21 protein-coding genes are annotated in these 20372 nt (G+C 59.9%); 11 read left to right on the top strand and 10 right to left on the bottom strand.

What is annotated here, in order from left to right; all coding sequences use genetic code 11:
• The first annotated feature begins 5 nt into the window (after positions 1 to 5).
• The 3 genes from ACR3E0_RS05965 to ACR3E0_RS05955 are packed head-to-tail and all read left to right on the top strand — an operon-like array spanning position 6 to position 3537.
• Positions 6 to 1034, top strand: a complete 1029-nt coding sequence (locus tag ACR3E0_RS05965) for an ABC transporter permease (RefSeq protein ID WP_480477105.1) — start codon at positions 6 to 8, stop codon at positions 1032 to 1034.
• Positions 1031 to 2185, top strand: coding sequence for an ABC transporter permease (locus tag ACR3E0_RS05960; RefSeq protein WP_480477103.1), 1155 nt, complete (start codon positions 1031 to 1033; stop codon positions 2183 to 2185). The genes ACR3E0_RS05965 and ACR3E0_RS05960 overlap by 4 nt, the downstream gene beginning before the upstream one ends.
• Positions 2182 to 3537, top strand: a complete 1356-nt coding sequence (locus tag ACR3E0_RS05955; protein WP_480477101.1) for a CoA transferase — start codon at positions 2182 to 2184, stop codon at positions 3535 to 3537. The genes ACR3E0_RS05960 and ACR3E0_RS05955 overlap by 4 nt, the downstream gene beginning before the upstream one ends.
• Before the next feature lie 87 nt (positions 3538 to 3624).
• Here the strand turns inward: ACR3E0_RS05955 and ACR3E0_RS05950 are convergent, their stop codons facing one another.
• Positions 3625 to 6009: a mechanosensitive ion channel domain-containing protein gene (locus tag ACR3E0_RS05950; protein WP_480477099.1), complete on the bottom strand. Its 2385-nt coding sequence runs from the start codon at positions 6007 to 6009 to the stop codon at positions 3625 to 3627.
• 391 nt (positions 6010 to 6400) lie between these two features.
• Here ACR3E0_RS05950 and ACR3E0_RS05945 point away from each other — a divergent pair, with 391 nt between their 5' ends.
• From ACR3E0_RS05945 to ACR3E0_RS05915, 7 genes are read left to right on the top strand one after another with little or no spacing between them, the layout of a single operon-like run.
• Positions 6401 to 7615 carry a glycosyltransferase family protein gene (locus ACR3E0_RS05945; RefSeq protein WP_480477097.1) on the top strand — a complete coding sequence of 405 codons (1215 nt, stop codon included), beginning with the start codon at positions 6401 to 6403 and terminating at the stop codon, positions 7613 to 7615.
• A complete protein-coding gene (locus tag ACR3E0_RS05940) occupies positions 7612 to 8859 on the top strand; it encodes a glycosyltransferase family 4 protein (protein WP_480477095.1) in 1248 nt (415 codons plus the stop codon). Before ACR3E0_RS05945 ends, ACR3E0_RS05940 begins: the two co-directional genes overlap by 4 nt.
• Positions 8859 to 9932 carry a glycosyltransferase family 4 protein gene (locus tag ACR3E0_RS05935; protein WP_480477093.1) on the top strand — a complete coding sequence of 358 codons (1074 nt, stop codon included), beginning with the start codon at positions 8859 to 8861 and terminating at the stop codon, positions 9930 to 9932. The genes ACR3E0_RS05940 and ACR3E0_RS05935 overlap by 1 nt, the downstream gene beginning before the upstream one ends.
• Positions 9929 to 10510 (top strand): histidine phosphatase family protein, encoded by a 582-nt coding sequence (locus tag ACR3E0_RS05930; protein ID WP_480477091.1) that lies wholly within the window; start codon positions 9929 to 9931, stop codon positions 10508 to 10510. Before ACR3E0_RS05935 ends, ACR3E0_RS05930 begins: the two co-directional genes overlap by 4 nt.
• On the top strand, positions 10510 to 11652 hold the full coding sequence (locus tag ACR3E0_RS05925; protein ID WP_480477090.1) for a glycosyltransferase family protein: 1143 nt from the start codon (positions 10510 to 10512) through the stop codon (positions 11650 to 11652). The genes ACR3E0_RS05930 and ACR3E0_RS05925 overlap by 1 nt, the downstream gene beginning before the upstream one ends.
• Positions 11649 to 12401 carry a polysaccharide deacetylase family protein gene (locus tag ACR3E0_RS05920; RefSeq protein ID WP_480477088.1) on the top strand — a complete coding sequence of 251 codons (753 nt, stop codon included), beginning with the start codon at positions 11649 to 11651 and terminating at the stop codon, positions 12399 to 12401. Before ACR3E0_RS05925 ends, ACR3E0_RS05920 begins: the two co-directional genes overlap by 4 nt.
• A 19-nt stretch (positions 12402 to 12420) precedes the next feature.
• The gene (locus ACR3E0_RS05915; RefSeq protein ID WP_480477086.1) at positions 12421 to 12897 is read left to right on the top strand and encodes a class I SAM-dependent methyltransferase; all 477 of its coding nucleotides are present in this window, start codon (positions 12421 to 12423) and stop codon (positions 12895 to 12897) included.
• 18 nt (positions 12898 to 12915) lie between these two features.
• On the opposite strand, the gene ACR3E0_RS05910 is transcribed toward ACR3E0_RS05915, so the two are convergent.
• Complete coding sequence (locus tag ACR3E0_RS05910; protein WP_480480952.1) at positions 12916 to 14058, bottom strand: alpha-D-ribose 1-methylphosphonate 5-triphosphate diphosphatase; 1143 nt, start codon at positions 14056 to 14058, stop codon at positions 12916 to 12918.
• A gap of 52 nt (positions 14059 to 14110) precedes the next feature.
• Here ACR3E0_RS05910 and ACR3E0_RS05905 point away from each other — a divergent pair, with 52 nt between their 5' ends.
• Positions 14111 to 14794, top strand: a complete 684-nt coding sequence (locus tag ACR3E0_RS05905; RefSeq protein ID WP_480477084.1) for a DUF1045 domain-containing protein — start codon at positions 14111 to 14113, stop codon at positions 14792 to 14794.
• On the opposite strand, the gene phnN is transcribed toward ACR3E0_RS05905, so the two are convergent.
• Genes phnN through phnG form a run of 8 tightly spaced genes read right to left on the bottom strand, consistent with a single transcriptional unit; the run spans position 14776 to position 20360 of the window.
• On the bottom strand, positions 14776 to 15324 hold the full coding sequence (gene phnN / locus ACR3E0_RS05900; protein ID WP_480477082.1) for a phosphonate metabolism protein/1,5-bisphosphokinase (PRPP-forming) PhnN: 549 nt from the start codon (positions 15322 to 15324) through the stop codon (positions 14776 to 14778). The two genes, ACR3E0_RS05905 and phnN, sit on opposite strands and share 19 nt — an antisense overlap.
• Positions 15321 to 16004, bottom strand: coding sequence for a phosphonate C-P lyase system protein PhnL (gene phnL, locus ACR3E0_RS05895; protein WP_480477080.1), 684 nt, complete (start codon positions 16002 to 16004; stop codon positions 15321 to 15323). Before phnL ends, phnN begins: the two co-directional genes overlap by 4 nt.
• Positions 16005 to 16014: 10 nt before the next feature.
• Positions 16015 to 16785 (bottom strand): phosphonate C-P lyase system protein PhnK, encoded by a 771-nt coding sequence (gene phnK, locus ACR3E0_RS05890; protein WP_480477078.1) that lies wholly within the window; start codon positions 16783 to 16785, stop codon positions 16015 to 16017.
• Complete coding sequence (locus tag ACR3E0_RS05885) at positions 16782 to 17642, bottom strand: alpha-D-ribose 1-methylphosphonate 5-phosphate C-P-lyase PhnJ (RefSeq protein WP_480477076.1); 861 nt, start codon at positions 17640 to 17642, stop codon at positions 16782 to 16784. The genes phnK and ACR3E0_RS05885 overlap by 4 nt, the downstream gene beginning before the upstream one ends.
• The gene (locus tag ACR3E0_RS05880) at positions 17639 to 18235 is read right to left on the bottom strand and encodes an HAD family hydrolase (RefSeq protein WP_480477074.1); all 597 of its coding nucleotides are present in this window, start codon (positions 18233 to 18235) and stop codon (positions 17639 to 17641) included. Before ACR3E0_RS05880 ends, ACR3E0_RS05885 begins: the two co-directional genes overlap by 4 nt.
• Entirely contained in the window at positions 18232 to 19323 is a 1092-nt protein-coding gene (locus ACR3E0_RS05875) for a carbon-phosphorus lyase complex subunit (protein WP_480477072.1), read from the bottom strand. The genes ACR3E0_RS05880 and ACR3E0_RS05875 overlap by 4 nt, the downstream gene beginning before the upstream one ends.
• 3 nt (positions 19324 to 19326) lie before the next feature.
• A complete protein-coding gene (gene phnH, locus ACR3E0_RS05870) occupies positions 19327 to 19902 on the bottom strand; it encodes a phosphonate C-P lyase system protein PhnH (RefSeq protein ID WP_480477070.1) in 576 nt (191 codons plus the stop codon).
• Positions 19902 to 20360, bottom strand: coding sequence for a phosphonate C-P lyase system protein PhnG (gene phnG / locus ACR3E0_RS05865; RefSeq protein ID WP_480477068.1), 459 nt, complete (start codon positions 20358 to 20360; stop codon positions 19902 to 19904). The genes phnH and phnG overlap by 1 nt, the downstream gene beginning before the upstream one ends.
• Positions 20361 to 20372: the final 12 nt, after the last annotated feature.

The following is a 20372-nucleotide window of genomic DNA, read 5'->3' as shown; positions in this document are numbered from 1 at the left end:
GCTAAATGATAATGCTGCGCTATGTGGTGTATCGCTTTTTCACGATGCTGCTGACCCTGCTTGTGGTGTCGGTCCTGATTTTCGTCATCATCAACCTCCCGCCCGGTGACTATCTGAGCAACCAAATCGCCGAGCTTCAGGCTTCGGGCCAGTCCGCAGGTGTCGCCAAGGCCGAGTTTCTGCGCACCGAATATGCGCTGGATCGCCCGATGTGGGAACAGTACCTGATCTGGATGGGATTCTGGCCGGGGCCACACGGATTTTCCGGTCTGCTGCAGGGCAACTACGGCTGGTCCTTTGAATTTGACCGCCCGGTGTCCGAGATTGTTGGTGATACATTGTGGCTGACCGTTGTCGTCAATCTGGCCGCAATCCTGTTCGTCTATGCCGTCGCCCTGCCTCTGGGCGTGATTGCCGCTGCGCGGTCACGGACGTGGATCGACTATACCTCGGCTTTTGTGGGATATCTTGGGCTGGCGACGCCCAACTTCTTGCTCGCGCTGATCCTGTTCTACTACGGACACCAGTATTTTGACCTGCCCATCGGCGGCCTGATGGATCCAAAGTTCGAAGGCCAGCCAATGAGCTGGGACAAGTTAAAATCCATCCTTATCCATCTGATCGTTCCGACCTTTGTCATCGGCACATCGGGTGCGTCCGCCATGATGCAGCGCCTGCGCGCCAATATGCTGGACGAACTGGGCAAACCCTATGTTGAGACCGCCATCGCCAAGGGCATGGCACCGTCTCGGATGCTGACCAAGTACCCCTTGCGCGTTGCGTTCAACCCGTTTGTCGCGGATATCGGCAATCTCCTGCCTTCCATGGTGTCGGGTTCGGTTCTGGTCTCGGTCGTTCTGGGCCTGCAGACCATCGGGCCCACCTTGCTGACAGCGCTCAAGACACAAGATCAATTCCTGTCCGCCTTTGTCCTGATGTTCGTCGCCCTGCTGACCCTGATCGGCACGATGATCTCAGACATTCTGCTGGTCATGCTGGACCCGCGCATCCGATATGAAGGGCGCGAGGCATGACCGACCGTCCCGAAGATCGCTTTGTCGACGACGCCCCGTTTGATCCCGAGGCGTCCGTACAGCAGTTGGAGCGTGCCGATCTGGATGCCCCCAACTGGGTTCTGGTCTGGCGCAAATTCAAGACGCACAAGCTCGGTCTGATTTCGGGCGCGTTTCTGCTGCTGTGCTATCTCATGCTGCCCTTTGCCGGTTTCATTGCTCCTTACGGGCCAAATGACCGGAACGGAGAGCACCTGTATGCCCCGCCCCAGTCAGTCAACTGGTTCCACGAAGGTGAGTTTGTTGGGCCGTACGTCTATCCGATCGTTGCCGAGGCTGACCTTGAGACATTCCAGTGGAAGTTCGTGCCCGATACGGATGACCCGCGCCCCATCCGGTTCTTCTGCGAAGGGTCCGAATACCGGCTGGCCGGGTTTATTCCGTCAGACACGCATTTGTTCTGCGCGCCAGAAGGAGCAACGTTGTTTCTGTGGGGATCCGACCGCTTGGGCCGCGACATTTTCAGCCGTATTCTTTATGGTGCGCAGTTGTCCCTTACGGTGGGCCTGATCGGCATATCCGTATCGTTCTTTCTGGGCATCCTGTTCGGGTCCATCGCCGGATATTTCGGTGGACGCATCGACTGGGTCATAAACCGGGTCATCGAAGTTCTGCGGTCCCTGCCGGAACTGCCGCTCTGGTTGGCGCTGTCAGCCGCCGTTCCATCGAACTGGAGCCCCGTGGCCGTCTTTTTCATCATCTCGATCATTCTGGGCATTCTCGATTGGCCCGGATTGGCACGATCGGTGCGCGCCAAGTTCCTGTCCCTTCGCGAAGAGGAATATGTCCGCGCTGCCGAGATGATGGGCGCAAGCTCGGGACGGGTCATACGCAAACACCTGTTGCCGAACTTCATGTCTCACCTGATTGCCTCGGCGACCCTGTCCATTCCAGCCATGATCCTGGGCGAAACCGCGCTCAGTTTCCTAGGTCTTGGGCTGCGGGCACCGGCCGTCAGCTGGGGCGTGATGCTGAACGACGCGCAGAACCTTGCCTCGATCGAAATCTATCCATGGACCGCCATTCCGATGTTGCCGATCATCGTGGTTGTTCTGGCCTTCAACTTCCTTGGCGACGGGCTGCGCGATAGTCTCGACCCCTATCAGCAATGAGCCTGCTCGCGTCCCTTCCAGCTGCTGACAGCTATCGCACAAAAGGGTCGGGGTCGCGCCCAAGTGCCTTTGCAGTCTCCGAACTCGCGACCGCCAGCTTTGCCACCGTTGGTCAGGAACTGGCCAATTTGGTGACGGCGTTGAATTTGGCGCCCACACCTCCCGAAGTAACAGTCGATCACAGGCTGGCGTCGCTTTGGTACGGCTTTTCCTTAAGGCCCGAGGGGTGGGAGATGCCGAACCTCTGGGACACTATTGCCGGCGATTATCAGGGGTCTGACGGATGGATCAGGTTGCATACCAACCTGCCCCATCACCGCGCAGCGGCGCTCAAAGTGCTGGCCGTTCCGGCTGACCGGAACGCGGTGTCCCGCACCGTCCGGACATGGGCAGTCGGGGATTTGGAAAACGCGGTCGTGGCAGAGGGTGGCGTTGCCGCAGCCATGCGCAGCCGGATCGAGTGGCAGGACCACCCACAGGGGCGGGCGGTGGCCCGCGATCCTCTTGTCGGTTGGCAGGGACCGCGCCGGGTCACCTTGCGTGACAGGCCCACAGCGACCGCTGCACGTCCGCTCGCGGGGCTACGGGTGCTTGATCTGACCCGCGTTCTGGCAGGTCCGGTCTCAACGCGCACGCTGGCAGGATTTGGCGCCGAGGTGCTGCGCGTGGACCCGCCGGATTGGGATGAACCCGGTGTGATTCCCGATATCTCGCTGGGTAAAAACTGCACCTATCTGGATCTGAAGTCACAGGACGGTATGGACCGTCTGCAATTGCTGCTGTCACAGGCCGATGTCTTTGTGCACGGGTATCGGCCCGGCGCCCTGGACGCACTGGGGCTGACAAAGACAAAACGGGACGAACTGGCACCCAACCGGGTCGAAGTCACGCTGGATGCCTATGGCTGGCAAGGACCATGGTCCACGCGGCGTGGCTTTGACAGCTTGGTGCAAATGAGCACCGGTATTGCGGCTTCAGGTATGGAGTGGGCCCATGCCGACAAACCGACGCCTTTGCCGGTTCAGGCGCTGGATCATGCAACCGGTTATCTTATGGCAGCCGCAGTCTTGTCGGCCCTTGCGCAGGCCGCAGCGGGCGACCCGATCATGCACGCACATCTTTCGCTGGCGCGAACGGCCGAATTGTTGGCGGTCCTCGGCAAAACCAGCGAAGGCAAGGACATCACAGCCGCAACCTCAAAAGACTACGCATCATCTGTCGAGGACACGGGTTGGGGACAGGGCCATCGTCTGAAATCGGCCCTGAGTGTTGGATCCGCCAGAATGCAATGGCGTCTGCCCGCCTCCAAACTGGGCACCGCCGACGCGTCCTGGCCTTCGCTCAACGCTTGACTTCCCGCCGCGCGGAACGCGCGGCCCGGCCCAACGCTTTGGGCGGTGTCCCGTCAGGGGCACAGATCAAAGGGGCGGGAGACCGCCTCAGCGATCATCACCGCCGGGGCCGATATCGTCGAGATAGTCTTCATCAATTGCAGCCTGCACAGCGCCCGTGACGGCCTCGCGTTGTTTGGGCGTCAGGTCCTCGGCCTCTTTGTCATCCGCCAGACGAACCGTCACCTCACGATGCGCAAAGCGAATGCCTTCGCGCGCAAACAGCTCTCGGATATCCTGGTACACCCTTTTGCGCACCAGCCACTGATCGCCCGGTTTGGTCATGAACTTGACCCGGATGATCATGGCAGAATCCTGCATCTCGATCACACCCTGCGACTTGAGCGGCTGAATGAAGTTTTCGCCGATCACCGGATCGGTCAGCAACTCCTGACCGAGTTTCTTGATCAGTTTGCGCACCTTCTCGACATCGGTGTCATAGGTCACCCGCAACGGCAGTTTCATGATCACCCAGTCACGCGAATAGTTGGTCAGAACCTTGATCTCGCCAAACGGAATGGTGTTGAGCGCGCCCAGATGGTGGCGCAACTGGAAGGACCGGACCGAAATCTTTTCGACTGTCCCTTTCACATCGCCAATGTCGATGTATTCGCCCTTTCGAAACGCGTCGTCCATCAGGAAAAACGCGCCTGAAAATATGTCCCGCACCAGGGTCTGAGACCCAAAGCCGACCGCCAGCCCGACGACGCCGGCACCGGCGAACAGAGGGCTGACATTGATCCCAATTTCCATCAGACCAATCAGCGCAATGGTCACCACGACAATGGCCAGAATTGCACCACGAAACAGCGGAAGCAGCGTCGCCAGACGGCTTTGTCCGCCTTCGCCACCTTCGTCGCCCAACTCAGCCTCTGCCCCGCCGTCATCTTCCTCTTCTGCAATCTTTGTGTCGATCCAGATGCGGAAAAAGTGAAACAGAATGTAGCCGATGAACAGGATCACCAACACATCCAGTGCCTGCTCAATCGGTAAGTCTTCGCTGAAGCTGGTCTCTGGGTTCCAGATAACAACCAGTGCATAAAGCCCGACAACAAAGGCCAGAATACCAGCGACACGGCGGGCCAGGTCTTCATAAGTCAGGATGGTATGCTTGCGCTTCTCGGCCTGGGGCGTCTCTATCGTTTCGAAATCTTCTTCATCCGACGACTGATCGGCCTCTGCATTGAGCTCCTCGATCTGCCGGTTGCGGTCAAAGTAGCGCTCAAGCAGGTAGTTCATCGCGCCATAGGCAACGACCACGGACATGAAGATCATATAGCTGCTTGCAACAATCGGGAGGGAGTTCTCGTTCTCTAGAACCAGATCCACGGCCAGCTTGAACCAGCTGAACACCATGTAGATGATCAGCACCGGAGCCCAGGCATACGAGATAAACCGCAAAATCCACGAGACCTGATCGGGTGCACGCCCGCCCCGGATGGCATTTGAGATCGCCCGTGCATTGAACAGGACCATCAGAACGTTGCCCAATGCCCCCAACATCGTCAGGCTGCCATAGACCATCGCATAGACGTTGTAGTTCAGCCCGAAGTCTGCCACCCAGGTCGAAAACAGGACAACCGAAATATCGTACGTCGCAAGCGCCGATGCCCAGTAGTACAATCGTTTTGCGTCGCGATCAGAGAAAGGCGGTAGACGATATTGACTCAGGTACGGTGATAGAACCATCCGCCACAGATCAGAGACCGTTCGTGCCAGAAAGAATGCCGTAAAGATGGCCGTTATTGTAAACTGGACCGAGATGTCCTCGGCCTCGCCAAAGATCAGATACCCGACAATCAAAGCCATCAGCATGGCAAACACCGTCGCGCCAATGCCCATGACGAACCGCATCACGAGGAACGGCATTTTTTCCCGGTACCCTTGCGGGTTCTCTTTGATCCGGGCCACGACAAATCGTTTGGCGATGCGCTTGCCATAGATCTCAACCGAGAGCCATCGACCCAGTAGCAGGAACAGGATGTTCCACCCCAAAACCTCAACATAGGTCTGGATACGGCCATCCGGGCTGGTTTGCCGAAGGATGTACCGAACTTCAAACACCGAATACGGCAACGCCTGAAGGCGCGATTCGACCGATTCCCGAAACTTTGAGAACCGCTCCTGCGCTTTCATCAGTTGCGAACCTTCGCCCATCGGATGGTCCGGTTCGACAGCGTTTTCTGAAGATGTCTCGCCCGCCGTCGACGAAACGACCTGACCGGTGCTGTCGATGACAATAACGCTGGCACCGGCGTCACTTGCCGCCCGAATGGCCGCAGACAGGTCGCTGTCACCCGATGTCTCTGTTTCGCTGTCGGACCCCGACGGATATCCCGGTATCAGCGAAGTTTGTGCCACCACCACGGCAGGATTGGTCAGAATGAGAGCCCAGATCGCCAGGACCAATCCGGTTAGAAAGTTCGGTTTCATAGGGCCTTACATCCTGTTTCTTAGATAACGGTTAGATTACAGAACCGCTCGGGCCTGTTCAAACCTTGACATCCAAGTGTCTCAACATCGTGTCGGGCCGTGTTTTTGGCGCACAGTACCCAAGGTGGTATTTTCGATTTGCCAGAACCGAAAGCTGACTGGACACACGGAACAGAACTTCCCCGGTTGCCCGTTTATGTCATTGATCCCGCCGACCAAGCCAACTCTGGCGCGAAATGCACCAGAACCATCAATATCCTGTTGCCAAATCGCAATGTTTGGAACATTTGCGGGTATGCATTTCTGCCTTTGGCAAGCGAAGCTTCAGAATGTACGGTATCAGGTGCGAACGCGCGGATACTGCACCAAGACCAGGATAACGGGCGACTATATGAGCCTAGGCACAGCAAACACCAAGACCGGCCGCGCGCCGCGGATACTGTTTTACAGCCACGATACTTTCGGCTTGGGCCACCTGCGCCGATCTCGTGCACTGGCGGCCGCGATGACGGAAGCCAACCCTCAGGCCTCGGCCCTGATCCTGACCGGATCGCCTGTGGCTGGTCGCTTCACCTTTCCGCGCCGCGTCGATCACGTGCGACTGCCAGGCGTGACAAAACGTGCAGATGGATCCTACGCCGCACGCACAATAGGCATGGGCATTGACGAAGTAACAGAGCTACGGTCAGGCCTGATCCAGACCGCAGTCCAGCAATTCGACCCCGATATTCTGATTGTGGACAAAGAACCGACGGGGTTTCGGGGTGAGTTGCTGCCAACGCTCGAACATTTGTCCAACGCCGGCGGAACCAAGCTGATCCTCGGCTTGCGCGATGTTCTGGATGAACCGGAGGTGTTGGCGGCAGAATGGGCGCGGAAAGAGGCCATCGCTGCAACCGAACGGTTTTACCACGAAATCTGGGTCTATGGGTTGCGGTCCATCTATGATCCGACCGAAGGCCTGCCGCTGAGCGTCGCGGCACAATCCCGCATTCACTGGACCGGTTACTTGCGACGGGACCTCGGCCCCGTCGGTGAGCCGCCGGAACAGCCCTATATCCTGATCACCCCGGGGGGTGGTGGCGACGGCAAGGCCATGGTGAACCTTGTCCTGTCCGCCTATGAACAAGACCCAAGTTTGTCACCGCGTGCAGTTCTCGTCTACGGCCCTTTTCTGTCCGGTGAATTGCGCGAGGACTTTGAGACGCGCGTAGCCGCCTTGGACGGACGGGTCACGGCGGTTGGGTTCGAGTCCCAGATCGAAACCCTGTTTGCGGGTGCTGCGGGCGTGGTCTGCATGGGCGGGTACAACACATTCTGCGAGGTTTTGTCGTTCGACAAGCGCGCCGTCATCGTGCCGCGTACCACGCCGCGGCTGGAACAATGGATCAGGGCGTCGCGCGCCGAAGGCCTCGGTCTTGTGCGGATGCTGGATGAAAGCCGCAACGGTTTGACGTCACAGGCCATGATTCAGGCCATTCGCGATTTGCCAAATCAGCCCCTGCCTTCTCAGGCCATTCAGGATGGGCTTTTGGACGGGTTGGATTACGTCACCGACCGGATTGGGGCGCTGCTGAGCCCGGAACAGGAACGAGCTATCGGATGAGCGCATCCGAACCCAAACTGGCGGTGCTGGTCAAAGGGTGGCCGCGCCTGTCCGAGACGTTCATTGCGCAGGAACTGGTGGCCTTGCAAAAGGCAGGCCACCGGTTTGACATTTGGTCCCTGCGCCATCCCACCGATACCAAACGCCACCCGCTGCATGATCAGTTCAAAGGCCGGGTCCAATACTTGCCGGAATATCTGTACGAAGAACCCGAGCGCGTTTGGGCAGGACGGGTGATCGCTCAGGCCTTGCCAGGCTATGCACAGGCTTACGAGGTCTGGCGGCAGGATCTGCGACGCGATCTGTCTCACAACCGAATCCGCCGGTTCGGACAGGCCTGTGTTCTAGCGGCTGAATTGCCCAAGGCGACCCGGGCGCTCTACGCGCATTTCCTGCACACACCATCGTCAGTGGCCCGTTACGCGGCGATCATGTGCGGCCTGCCGTGGAGCTTTTCGGCCCATGCAAAGGACATCTGGACGTCGCCTGACTGGGAAAAGCGCGAAAAGTTGCAGGCCACTACATATGGTGCCGCTTTTGGGGCAACCTGCACTGCGATCGGTGCTGAACACCTGCGGGGCCTCGCCGACACTCCAACACGTATCGATCTGATCTATCACGGGTTGGATCTGTCCCGGTTTCCCAAACCGCCTGAGCGCAATGCGCGCGCCGCTGATGACCCGTTCCACATGTTGTCGGTCGGACGCCTCGTCGAAAAGAAAGGATTTGATCGGCTGATCGACGCCTTTGCGCAACTGCCCGCGTCGTTGGACTGGCACTGGACGCATATCGGCGGCGGCACCTTGGGAGATACGCTGCGCAACAAGGCCGACATGGCCGCGCTCTCTGACCGGATCACTTGGAAAGGGGCCTGCGACCAACCGGAAGTGATTGCAGCCATGCATCGGGCGGACTTGTTTGTTCTGCCCAGTCGGGTTGCCGAGGACGGGGATCGCGACGGGCTGCCCAATGTGTTGATGGAGGCCGCCTCGCAGCATCTGCCCATCCTTTCGACACCGGTTTCGGCGATCCCGGAATTTATCACCTCCGGAACGCACGGGCTTCTGTCACAGGATGATTCAACCGCGCTTGCATCGGCGATCGCGGCTCTTGCGGCCAATCCTGAACAAGCCACCCGTATGGCGTCCGAAGCTTATGACCGCCTGGTGTCCGAGTTTCGGATGGACCCCGGCATTGCGCGCCTGTCGGCTCGGTTGAACGCCTTGTGTTCGGACAACGCATAATGGCCCGCGTCGCCTTTTACGCACCGATGAAACCACCCGACAGCCCCGTTCCTTCGGGGGACCGGGAAATGGCCAAGAACCTGATGCGCGCAATTGCTGCCGATGGCGATTCGGTCGATCTGGTGTCACGGTTACGTATCTTTGACAAATCCGGCGATCCGGAAAGGCAGCAGGCACTTCGCGACGCGGCAGAGGCCGAGGTGGAGCGATTGGTGAATGACCTGCCTGTCGATACAGACCTCTGGGTCACCTATCACAACTACTACAAGGCCCCTGATCTTCTGGGCCCGTTTGTCTGCGCGGCGAAAGGCATTCCGTATGTGCAATTGGAAAGCACCCGCGCAACCCGCCGTTTAACAGGACCATGGTCTGAATTTGCCAAGGCCGCCCACGATGCCTGCGATGCCGCGCAAGTGATCTTTTACCACACAGCGAACGACCTGATCACCCTGGAAAGAGAGCGTTTTGGAGACCAGAAACTGGTCGAACTGCCGCCGTTTCTGCCGATGTCGGTTTTGCCCCCTGAAACGACCGGCAACGGTTCGATGTTGACCGTCGGGATGATGCGGCATGGCGACAAGCTGGCGTCATACAGGATTCTGGCAAACGCCCTGCCCTATCTGAACGGCGATTGGACACTGGACATCGCGGGCGATGGTCCGGCCCGGGGCGAAGTTGAGGCGCTTATGGCTCCCTTCGGCAATCGGGTACGCTTTTTGGGGATGCTGGATCGCGCTGGTATGCAAGACGCTTACCTGCATTCCTCCATGCTGGTCTGGCCGGGTGTGAACGAGGCCTACGGGATGGTTTATCTTGAGGCGCAGGCCGCAGGATTACCGGTTGTCGCACAGGATCGACCCGGGGTCCGAGACGTTTTGGCACCAGCCGATTATCCTGCCGTCGAAACGGGGGCGCAGGGTTTGGCGAATCGCATGCAACTGCTTTTGGACAACACTCAAATGCGCCGGGATCTGGGTATGGATGCGCGGACGTATCTCGCACAGCGTCACCTGATGCCAGGGGCCACCGCACGGTTCTGGGCAGCGGTTCGACCACTGTTGGAGGCGTCATGACCCGCTTGGCCTTGCTTCGCCATGGGCACACGCACTGGAATCGCGCGGGCCGCATTCAGGGTCGCAGTGACATTCCGCTGGACGAAAACGCGCGCCAGGAACTGTCCGGCTACGGTCTGCCATCCGAGTGGAGCAGTGCAGAAATCTGGTCGAGCCCCCTGAAACGTGCCCGTGAAACCGCGTTGCTGATATCGGGTCGCGCGCCGCGCCTCGACGATGCGCTTATCGAGATGAACTGGGGCGATTGGGAAGGCCAGCGCGGGATTGACCTGATCGAGCAGAGTGACAGCGGTTACCGGCATATCGAGGATTGGGGTTGGGATTACCGGCCCCCAAACGGAGAGAGCCCGGCTGATGTCTGGGGGCGCCTGTCGCCCTGGCTGTCAGATCTGCAAAAAGACGCGGTTGCAGTGTGTCACATAGGTATCATGCGGGTCATTCTGGCCCGCGCCTGGAAATGGGGTTTTGACGGCCCCGCGCCCTTTCAGATCAAGCGCAACCGCTTGTATGTCGTCGACATGAAGTGTCTTGCACCGGAACCCGACCCGATACGCCTTGAGAAGAAGGGGCTGCAGTGATGCGGGTGATGATCATCGTCACGCACCTGTTGGGGACAGGTCATCTCAGCCGCGCGCTAACGCTTGGGCGGGCTTTTTCCGAAGATGGCCACGACGTTCAGGTCGTGTCCGGCGGAGTGCCCGCACCCCAGTTAGACGGGCAAGGCCTGACACTTCTGCACCTGCCACCTTTAAGATCGGACGGAACGGATTTCACCCGGCTTTTGACGGACAGCGGCGAGCTCGCCGATGACACGTACAAAGCCGTGCGGGTAAGCGCGTTGGTCAAAGCCATTCAGCATTTCCAGCCTGATGTCGTGATAACCGAACTATATCCTTTTGGCCGCAGGTCACTGGCCAATGAGTTCGAGGCGGCTTTGAACGCCGCGCAGAACCTGCCACGGCGCCCAATAATTCTTGGATCGGTCCGGGACATTCTGGCCCCGCCTTCCAAACCATCAAAGGCCGAAAGAACTGAAGCGGTTGTGAACCGATTCTACGACGGCGTTCTTGTACATTCCACCGAGAGCGTAACGCCCTTGTCGATCAGTTGGCCGGTGACGGACCGTCTGGCGAAACGCCTGCATTACACCGGGTTTGTCGCGCCTCGGCCACCTCAACCGCACCCGCAGCACGCAGGTAAAGACGAAGTACTCGTCAGCGCGGGTGGCGGATCCGTGGGGCAGCCGATCTTTCGGGCCGCCATCGAGGCCGCCCGAAAGATGACCAACCGGCGCTGGCGCCTGTTGGTCGGCGGTCGGGATGCCGAAACGCGTATTGCGGAGCTCTCGCGGATTGCGGAAGGCACGTCTGTTGTTCTGGAACCGGTGCGACCGGATTTTCGGCAAATGTTGCCACATGCGGCAGCCTCGGTCAGCATGTGCGGCTACAACACGGCCCTGGACGTCCTGCAAAGCGGGACACCTGCGGTCTTTGTGCCTTTCGACGATGGCAACGAAGTGGAGCAGGGCTTGCGCGGTCAAAGCCTGTCGGAGCTGCCCGCCATTGAAGTGGTGAGCAGCGAGACCCTAAGCGGCGACACACTGGCGGATTCAGTAAATCGCGTCATTTCAGATGGCGCGCGCGCAACACGCGATTTCGGTTTCAACGGGGCGCAGCAATCGGTTGAAATCGTAAAACGCCTGCTGGAGGCTCGCAAATGACCCCGGATTGGCGCCCGCTTGAAAAGGAATTGCAACACTGGTCAGATCAGGGGCTGTCATTGCCATTGTGGTGGCGCGATGATGATGCGGTCGCGCCGACTCCACAGTTGGACAGACTGACCGCCCTGTCCGAACGGCTGGACCTACCCGTCCACTTGGCTGTCATCCCGCACAATGCGGCGGTCGAATTGGCGGAGTACGTGGCGAAACAGAATACACTGGTTCCGGTCGTTCATGGGTGGGCGCACAAGAACCATGCCACAGAGGGAGAAAAGAAGGCGGAGTTCCAGTTGCATCGCCCGATTGATGCGATGGTCGCTGACGCGCAGGCCGGGTTTGTCTGCCTGCACGATCTGTTTGGGAGGGCGCTACGCCCCATGTTTGTCCCGCCCTGGAACCGAATAGCTCCAGAGGTCACAGCGACCCTGCCAGACCTGGGGTTTTGCATCCTGTCGACGGCGACGCCGCGGCAAACGCGGTGGGCGGCTCCGGGTTTGGAACAGATCAACACACATCTCGACCCGATTGACTGGCGCGGAACTGGAGGGTTGATCGCGCCGGAGACACTGATCGCCAGGTCCGTCAGTTTGTTGCAGGACCGACGCGAGGGCCGGGCTGACAATACCGAACCATTTGGCGTGTTGACCCACCATCTGGTTCATGATCAAGACATCTGGACCTTTACCGAAACATTGCTTCGGTTGTTGCTGGATGGTCCCGGAACCGCGTGGACCGCTCCAAAGATCTGAAACCGACACGGAGGGCCTGATGAGCCGACTGGATTCCATGCTACGCCGTCTGACAGCCCAGCGCGACGGCCTGAACTGGGCAGCGGCGCGGATTGGGGACAGGGACGGCGATATTCTGGATCTGGGGCTCGGAAACGGGCGTACCTATGACCATCTTCGGGAAATTCTGCCGGATCGCAGGATCTGGGTGATGGACAGGGTTCTGCAATGCCACCCAAGCAGCACACCTCCGCCCGAGGATTTTCTGGAAGGCGAAGCCGAGCCGATGTTGCAACAACTCGCCCAAACGGGCCGAAAAATTGTGATGGCGCATTACGATCTGGGTCGGGGGATCAAGGACGAAGATGTGGCCGAAGCGGCCCGTCTCAGTCCGCTGATTGCCCGCGTGATGCAACCTGGCGGTCTGCTGATATCCGGACAGCCGCTTGTGGGGTTTGATCGGATTGATGGGCCGGACTGCATCGCGCCCGACCGCTACCTGTTTTACATGGCCTGACCGGGAATTTTCGAGCTTTCACGCAACCCGGCGACCCCGCGACCAGACCGCATTCAACGCCGGAACGCCCGCGCGCATGCGAAAGCGGATCAGGTCGGCGCGTGCCCCACTGCGCAATTCGCCCCGGTCGTCCAAGCCCGCCGCACGCGCCGGGGTCAGCGTCACGGTTTTCATGCCCCGTGCCATGTCTCCCCAAAGCGCGCCCAACATCGCTGCCGACAACAACAGCGCGGAGGGCACGTAGTCCGAAGACATAATGTCCAGATGGCCGAGTTCGGCAAGCTCTTGCGCCGCGACGTTGCCCGAGTGCGACCCGCCCCGGATTACGTTTGGCGCACCCATCATGACCTTGATGTCGTGATCATGACAGGCCCGCGCGGCCTCAACCGTCGTGGGGAATTCCGCAAGGCGAATCCCATGGCCGGCTGACACCTTCACCTGATCCTCGGTTGTGTCGTCGTGGCTGGCCAGAACCGCCCCGAACCGTCGTGCCGCTTTGACCGTTTCGATCTCGTGTTTGTCGCCGTGTCGGTCACGCAGGCCTTTCAATTGGGCCACATGTTGCATGAACATGTCATCGTCCATGGCATGCTTGCCCTTCATGTAGGCTTCCAGCTTCGACACATCGCGAAACTGTCGCTGGCCGGGCGTATGATCCATGATCGAGACCAGCCCTACCCGGTCCTCGGGACCGAACTCGTCCAGTTCCTCGACGAGGGTTTCTGAGCAGACCTCGGCCCGGAGATGCAGGAAGTGACTGATCTTGAGCGCGTCCTGCTCTCGCAATTGCCACAGTTCCCGCGACAGGCCACGGGCGTATTTCAGGTACCGCCCAGCGCCGGATGGGATGGACCCGACCCGCATCGCGTCGAACACCGTTGTAATCCCCGTGCTGGCCAGTTCCGCGTCATGGGCAATAATCGCTGCGGCATGTGGCCAGTCCACCTTAGGACGCGGCTGAATGTGACGTTCGAGGTTGTCTGTGTGCAGCTCGACGAGGCCAGGGCTGATGTAGTCACCCTCGCAATCAATCGCACCAGGTGGAACCGATGCTCCTGTATCCACCTCGGCAATGATCTCGCCGACGATCCGAACGCTGCCGGTCACGGTTTCGTCGGGCAACACAAGCGTGGCATTGGCAAGGATCAAGTCTTCTGTCATCTGAACTTCACGCATTTAAAGCTATTGGAAGGCCACGCAATAGGAGGCCAATGTGACATTCACGCGATACGCGATCTATTTTGCGCCACCCGCCGAGGCGGAATGGACGAAATTTGCAACCCGGTGGCTGGGTTGGGACATGGAGGCAGGGGCCGAGATGCCTCACCCCAATATCGAAGGCGTTGATGCTTCGGCCATCACAGAAGTGCCGCGCAAGTACGGGTTGCACGCGACCCTGAAACCGCCGTTTCGTCTGTGCCATGGGCAGTCGTTCGGCGCGTTGCAAGAGGCCTGCGCTGCGTTGGCGCACAGAAGCACGCCTGTCGCATTGGACGGTCTTGAGATCGCACGTCTGGGGCGCTTTCTCGCCTTGCGACCCTTGGGCAATCCGCATGCGCTGAACGCGTTGGCCACGGCCTGTGTTCAGGACCTGGACCAGTTTCGGGCTCCCGCGACCCAGGCAGAGCTGGACCGTCGACGCGCCAATGGTCTGACCCCAGAGCAGGACGCCAATCTGGTCCGCTGGGGCTATCCCTACGTGCTGGGCTCGTTCCGTTTTCACATCACCTTGAGTGGCAAGCTGGACAAAACGACACTGACCAATGTACAGGCCGCGCTGGACACAAACCTGGCACCCTTGCTGCCGGCGCCATTTCAGATCAACGATCTGGCGCTGGTGGGCGAGGCTGAGGACGGGCGCTTTCATCTGATCCATCGCTACGCGCTTTCCGGCTGAAGAACGGCAAGGATTTCACCGACCGTATCGTCCAGGGCCCCTGAATTGTCGATTTCGATGACGCGGTTCAGGCCGTCCGGCAACGGAGCCTTGGCCCGACCAAGACGTCGCGCCTGTTCGCCCGAACTTTCGCGCGCCCGTTTGGACAGGCGTTGCGCCAGAACCTCCGCATCTGCGGTCAGCGATATCACGATCAGGTTGCCAAAGACCTCTTGGGCCTGCCGCAAGACGGCACGGGACAGATTCACAAGCACGGCGGCCGCCACCTGCCGCTGCTGAGAAATCTCGGACGGAACGCCGTAAAGCAATCCATGCGCGGGCCAATGCAGCGCAAAAGCGCCATCCAGCACCATCTGCTCGAACACCTCGATCGAGACCCGGTCAAAATCTTCGCCCTCTTCGCCCTCGGGCCGCGTGATCACGCGCCGGACTCGGTGAATATCGGGGGCGCTTGCGGCCAACGCTTCCATCACACTGTCCTTGCCAACCCCGGATGGGCCGACAACGGCTATGACCGGGCACAGGTTCATGCGGCCAGTCCGGGCGTGAATTCTGATACGTTGACCTCTCGGTCACAGACCCGCTCGCGGGCATCGGTATCGTGGAAGATGCCAACAATCGCCGCGCCCCGGGTCTTGGCTTCCATGATCAGCGACAACACGGTTTCACGGTTCTGAGCGTCCAGGCTTGCTGTCGGCTCATCCAAGAGCATCGCCGGGTAGTCGTGCGCGAACCCCCGCGCAATGTTCACCCGCTGCTGCTCACCGCCCGAGAAGGTTGTCGGGCTGAGGGCCCACAACCGTTCGGGAATGTTCAACCGGCCGAGCAGCGCGGCCGCCTTGTCCAGCGCCACCTGCCGATCCCGGCCAAGGGCAAACAAGGGTTCAGCAACCACCTCCAGCGTCGGTACCCGGGGCACCACGCGCAGAAACTGGCTGACATACCCCAGCGTTTCGCGCCGTAGCGCCAGAATCTCGCGCGGCTCGGCCCTGGCCACATCCAAACCACCGACCAGGACCTGTCCCGCAGCGGCCAGATAATTCCCGTAGATCACGCGCATCAGCGTGGACTTTCCGGCCCCGGATGCGCCGGTCAGGGCAACGCATTCGCCGGGCGCAACATTGAGCGACGCACCATCCATGACCGGGATAACCGCGCTGCCCTGATTGTGAAGGGTGAAGCTTTTGCTCACGTCTTTGAGTTCAATCATGTCATCGCCCTCACACTTGCAACACGCTGGAAACCAGCAACTGCGTGTACGCATGTTGCGGATCGTCCAGCACCTGATCGGTCAGACCGGCCTCGACCACGTGGCCGTCCTTCATCACCATCAACCGGTCCGCCAACAGGCGCACCACGGCAAGGTCATGCGTGACGATGATCGCACTCAGCCCCATTTCGCGCACCAGCCCGCGCAACAGGTCCAACAGCCGCGCCTGCACCGAAACGTCGAGGCCACCCGTCGGTTCGTCCATGAACACCAGTCGCGGTCCGGTCACCAGATTGCGCGCAATCTGCAACCGCTGTTGCATCCCGCCGGAAAATGCAGTCGGGCGGTCATCAACGCGCCCTTCCTCGATTTCCACCCGCCCCAGCCAGTCGATGGCCTTGTCGCGGATGTCGCCGTAATGGCGATCCCCAACGGCCATCAGCCGCTCGCCGATGTTGCCGCCTGCACTCACCGACATACGCAGCCCGTCACGGGCGTGCTGGTGCACAAAGGCCCAGTCGGTGCGGCTCAGCATCCGACGCTCAGGCTCGGACATGGTGATGGTATCCACCGGGCCGTCCGCCCTTGTGTCAAAGATCACCTGCCCTGCATCGGGTTCCAGATGACCGGCCATGCAGTTCAGCAGCGTCGACTTGCCCGATCCGCTTTCGCCGACGATCCCCATCACCTCTCCAGGGTAGAGATCGAAACTCACATTCGTGCATCCGATCCGCGCACCGTAACGTTTTTCGATGTTTTTGACTTGCAACAGGGGGGTCATGCCGCGTTCTCCTCGGCCAATCGGCCCACATGTCCCGCCGCGCGGCGCGACCGGCAATAATCGGTGTCCGAGCAGACAAACATCCGGTTGCCCGCATCATCCATGATGACCTCATCCAGGTAACTGTCCTCGGCCCCGCACAAATCACAGGGGTGGTTCGCTTTGGTGGCTTCGAACGGGTAATCTTCGAAATCGAGGCTGACCACTTTGGTATGGGGCGGCACCGCGTAAATCCGCTGTTCCCGCCCGGCGCCGAACAACTGGATCGCGTCCATCTCAAGTTTCGGGTTGTCAAATTTCGGGATTGGAGACGGGTCCATCACGTAACGCTCGGAAACCTTCACCGGATAGGCGTAGGAGGTCGAGATCGCCCCGTGCTGACTGATATCCTCGTACAGTTTCACATGCATCAACCCATATTCCTCAAGGCTGTGCATCTTGCGGGTCTCGGTCTCGCGCGGTTCCAGAAACCGCAGCGGTTCCGGGATGGGCACTTGATAGACGATGATCTGATCGGCGGTCAGCTTCGCCTCGGGAATGCGGTGGCGGGTCTGTATCACGGTCGCCTTGTCCGTCTCTTCGGTCGTCTCAACTCCGGCGGTGTTCTCAAAGAACTTGCGGATCGACACCGCGTTGGTCGTGTCGTCTGCGCCTTGGTCGATCACCTTGAACGTGTCATCCGGCGTCAGGGTTGCAGCGGAAACCTGCACCCCACCCGTCCCCCACCCATAGGGCATCGGCATTTCGCGGCTTGCGAAGGGCACTTGATAGCCCGGTACGGCAAGCCCCTTCAGGATCGCCCGGCGGATCATCCGTTTGGTCTGTTCGTCCAGATAGGCGAAGTTGTACTCGCTCATAGCAAACCTCTTTCGATCAACGCGATTTCCAGCGCCCGTGGCGTGGTGAAATGGATGCCTTCCATACCGACGGCGCGCGCGCCTTCGACATTGTGCGGCCCGTCATCGATGAAAACGCAATCTTCAGGCGCGATCCCTGCCCGGTCGCACAGCAACCTGAAGATCCGCGCATCCGGCTTCATCACCCCTTCCTGCCCCGAAACAACAAGCGTTCCGAACACTTCGGCAAGACGCGGGTGAACCTTTAGCCCTTCCGGCCAGGTCTCAGCCGACCAGTTGGTGATGGCGTGAACGGGTGTGCCTTGCGCTTTGAGCCGGTCCAGGACCTGCCAGGTGCCGTGAATGGGGGTTCTAACCGTCCGTGTATACAACTCGACATAGGCCGCAAACAGGCTTTGATCCATTGGATCATCAAGTTCTTTGGCGAGGTCCGCAAAGCGTTCTCCGTTGTCGCCACGGGCGTTCCGGGCCCGAAAATCTGTGCGCTCGACGAAAGCATGTGCAGCCTCTTCCGAGCCCAGTTCCTCGAGCCATGCCAAATGCGGCTGCCAATCGACCAGAACGCCACCGATATCAAAAACGACCGCTTTCATTCCGCAGCCTCCTTGGGCGTGATCCGCTCTTCGGCCTCGCGGCGCAGTTTCCGGACCAGTTCCAGTTCGGACTGAAAATCCACATAATGCGGCAGTTTGATATGCTCCAGGAACCCTGTGGCCTGAATGTTGTCCGCATGGCTAAGGACAAACTCCTCGTCCTGTGCGGGTGCGCCCAGATTGTCTTCTCCAAGCTCTTTCCAACGCAGAGCGCGATCCACCAAAGCCATTGCGATCGACTTGCGCTCGGACTGGCCAAAAACCAGACCATAACCACGCGTGAACTGGGGTGGTTCGGTTTTGGAGCCCTTGAACTGGTTCACCGTTTCACATTCGGTCAGCTCAATTTCACCGATCTCGATGGCAAATCCCAGTTCCGGGATCTCCATTTCAACCGACACCTTACCGATCCGCAATTCGCCGACAAAGGCGTGGTTGCGGGCATAGCCACGCTGGGTGGAATAGGCCATTCCCAGAACAAACCCTTCGTCGCCACGTGTCAGCGATTGCAGGCGCAGCGGCCGGTTCGACGGGAACTCCATCGGTTCGCGGGTAAGGTCGCCCGGCGTCTGATCGGTTGAAAGCTCGTCCTGAATGATATCCTCGCCCTTTAGGAACTCGGTGATATGCGGGGTGCGCTCCTGTCGCGCGGTTCCTTCAGGTGCAGACGGCACGTCCCCTTCTGCGGCCAGCTTGAAGTCCAGCAACCGGTGGGTGTAGTCGAAGGTCGGCCCCAGCACTTGCCCCCCTGGCGCGTCCTTGAACGTGGCCGAGATCCGACGATCACACGCCATCTCTCCGGTCTCAACCGGGTTGGAGTAGCCGAACCGTGGCAGCGTGGTGCGATACGCACGGATCAAGAAGATCGCCTCGATCAGGTCGCCGCGCGCCTGTTTGATGGCCAACGCCGCCAGATCGGGATCGAACAGAGACCCTTCGGCCATGACCCGGTTCACCGCAAGGCTCAGTTGCTCGCGGATCTGGGCAAGGCTCAGTTCCGCCACATCGGTTGACCCGCGCCGTTCCTCGGACAGCCAGGCATGGGCGTTATCGATGGCTTTTTCGCCCCCTTTTACAGCCACATACATCGTCTAGCCCTCCATCCCGATTTGCGTGCTGCGTGGCAGCCCAGCAATCTGGTCGCCGCAGGTCAGAAAGAAATCACACCCCAGCGGATACAGCGCTGCATTGGCCCGCATCGCGTTGGTATCGGGCAACGACAGTCGCGCCTTGTCCTTGATGCCCGGACCGCTGAGAACCGCGCCGTCCTGCTGCAGGCTTTCACATTCAACGATCAGTGTGGCCGAGCGATCCGGGTATTCCGGCGTGCCAATGCGATAGGTGTTGAGCGATCCCAAAGCATCCCACGTCCCTACGGCAAAATCCGCCTCGGAGGCCGACACGAATGGCGCGCCGGTGTGGAACGTGAGCCATTGGCGCACCGCGTCCGTATTGACGGCACCGGCGAGATACACTTTGGTTTCCGGATCACACAGCGTTAGCAATAAAGTACCGGCTGCCGTGGAAAGCGGGGCGGGTGCCTCGGCGCCCGATAACCTGCGAATTTCGCCGGGACGGGCCATCACTGTCATTGCCGCGCGAAACGCATGGGCCGCGTCCACCGGCGCATTTCTGAACCCGCCCGAGAACTGGGTTTGAGCGTTCATCAGTCTTCCCCCCGCACCATCGTGAAGAACTCGACTTTCGTTGCCGCCGCTTTGGCGGCACGTGTGGTCTTGGCCGCACGTGCCTGTTGCTTCAACGGGTCCAGAACCCGCGCGCGCACCGTTTCAGCCGCCGGTGTTTGCATCAGCGCATCAACCAGCGCGGCTTTTTCGGCCTGAGCTTTGGACCGGCCCTGCACGTAGCCATGCCCGACGGTGCCGTCCGCCAAGACCAACGAGCAGCGCGTAACCGTCATTTCGCCCAGGTTAAACGGAGCGCCCGTTGCTCCGGTACGCCCGCGCACCATTACGCCGCCAACCTCGGGGCTGCGCAGCCATTCAAAGGACGGATGGTCGGGAACCTTGTCCCAAAGCGTCGTTACCGCGTGCTCTGGGGCGCGGGCCAAAAGCCCCATCCACTCCTTGCGCGCGGCGAGCGCGATTTCTGTCTGATGTGTCATCAAAGCCTCTTG

The sequence above is a fragment of the Ruegeria sp. AJ12 genome (genome assembly GCF_056536245.1).
The sequence above is the reverse complement of the archived record's forward strand: the minus strand, read 5'-3'. Positions and strand labels throughout refer to the sequence as shown.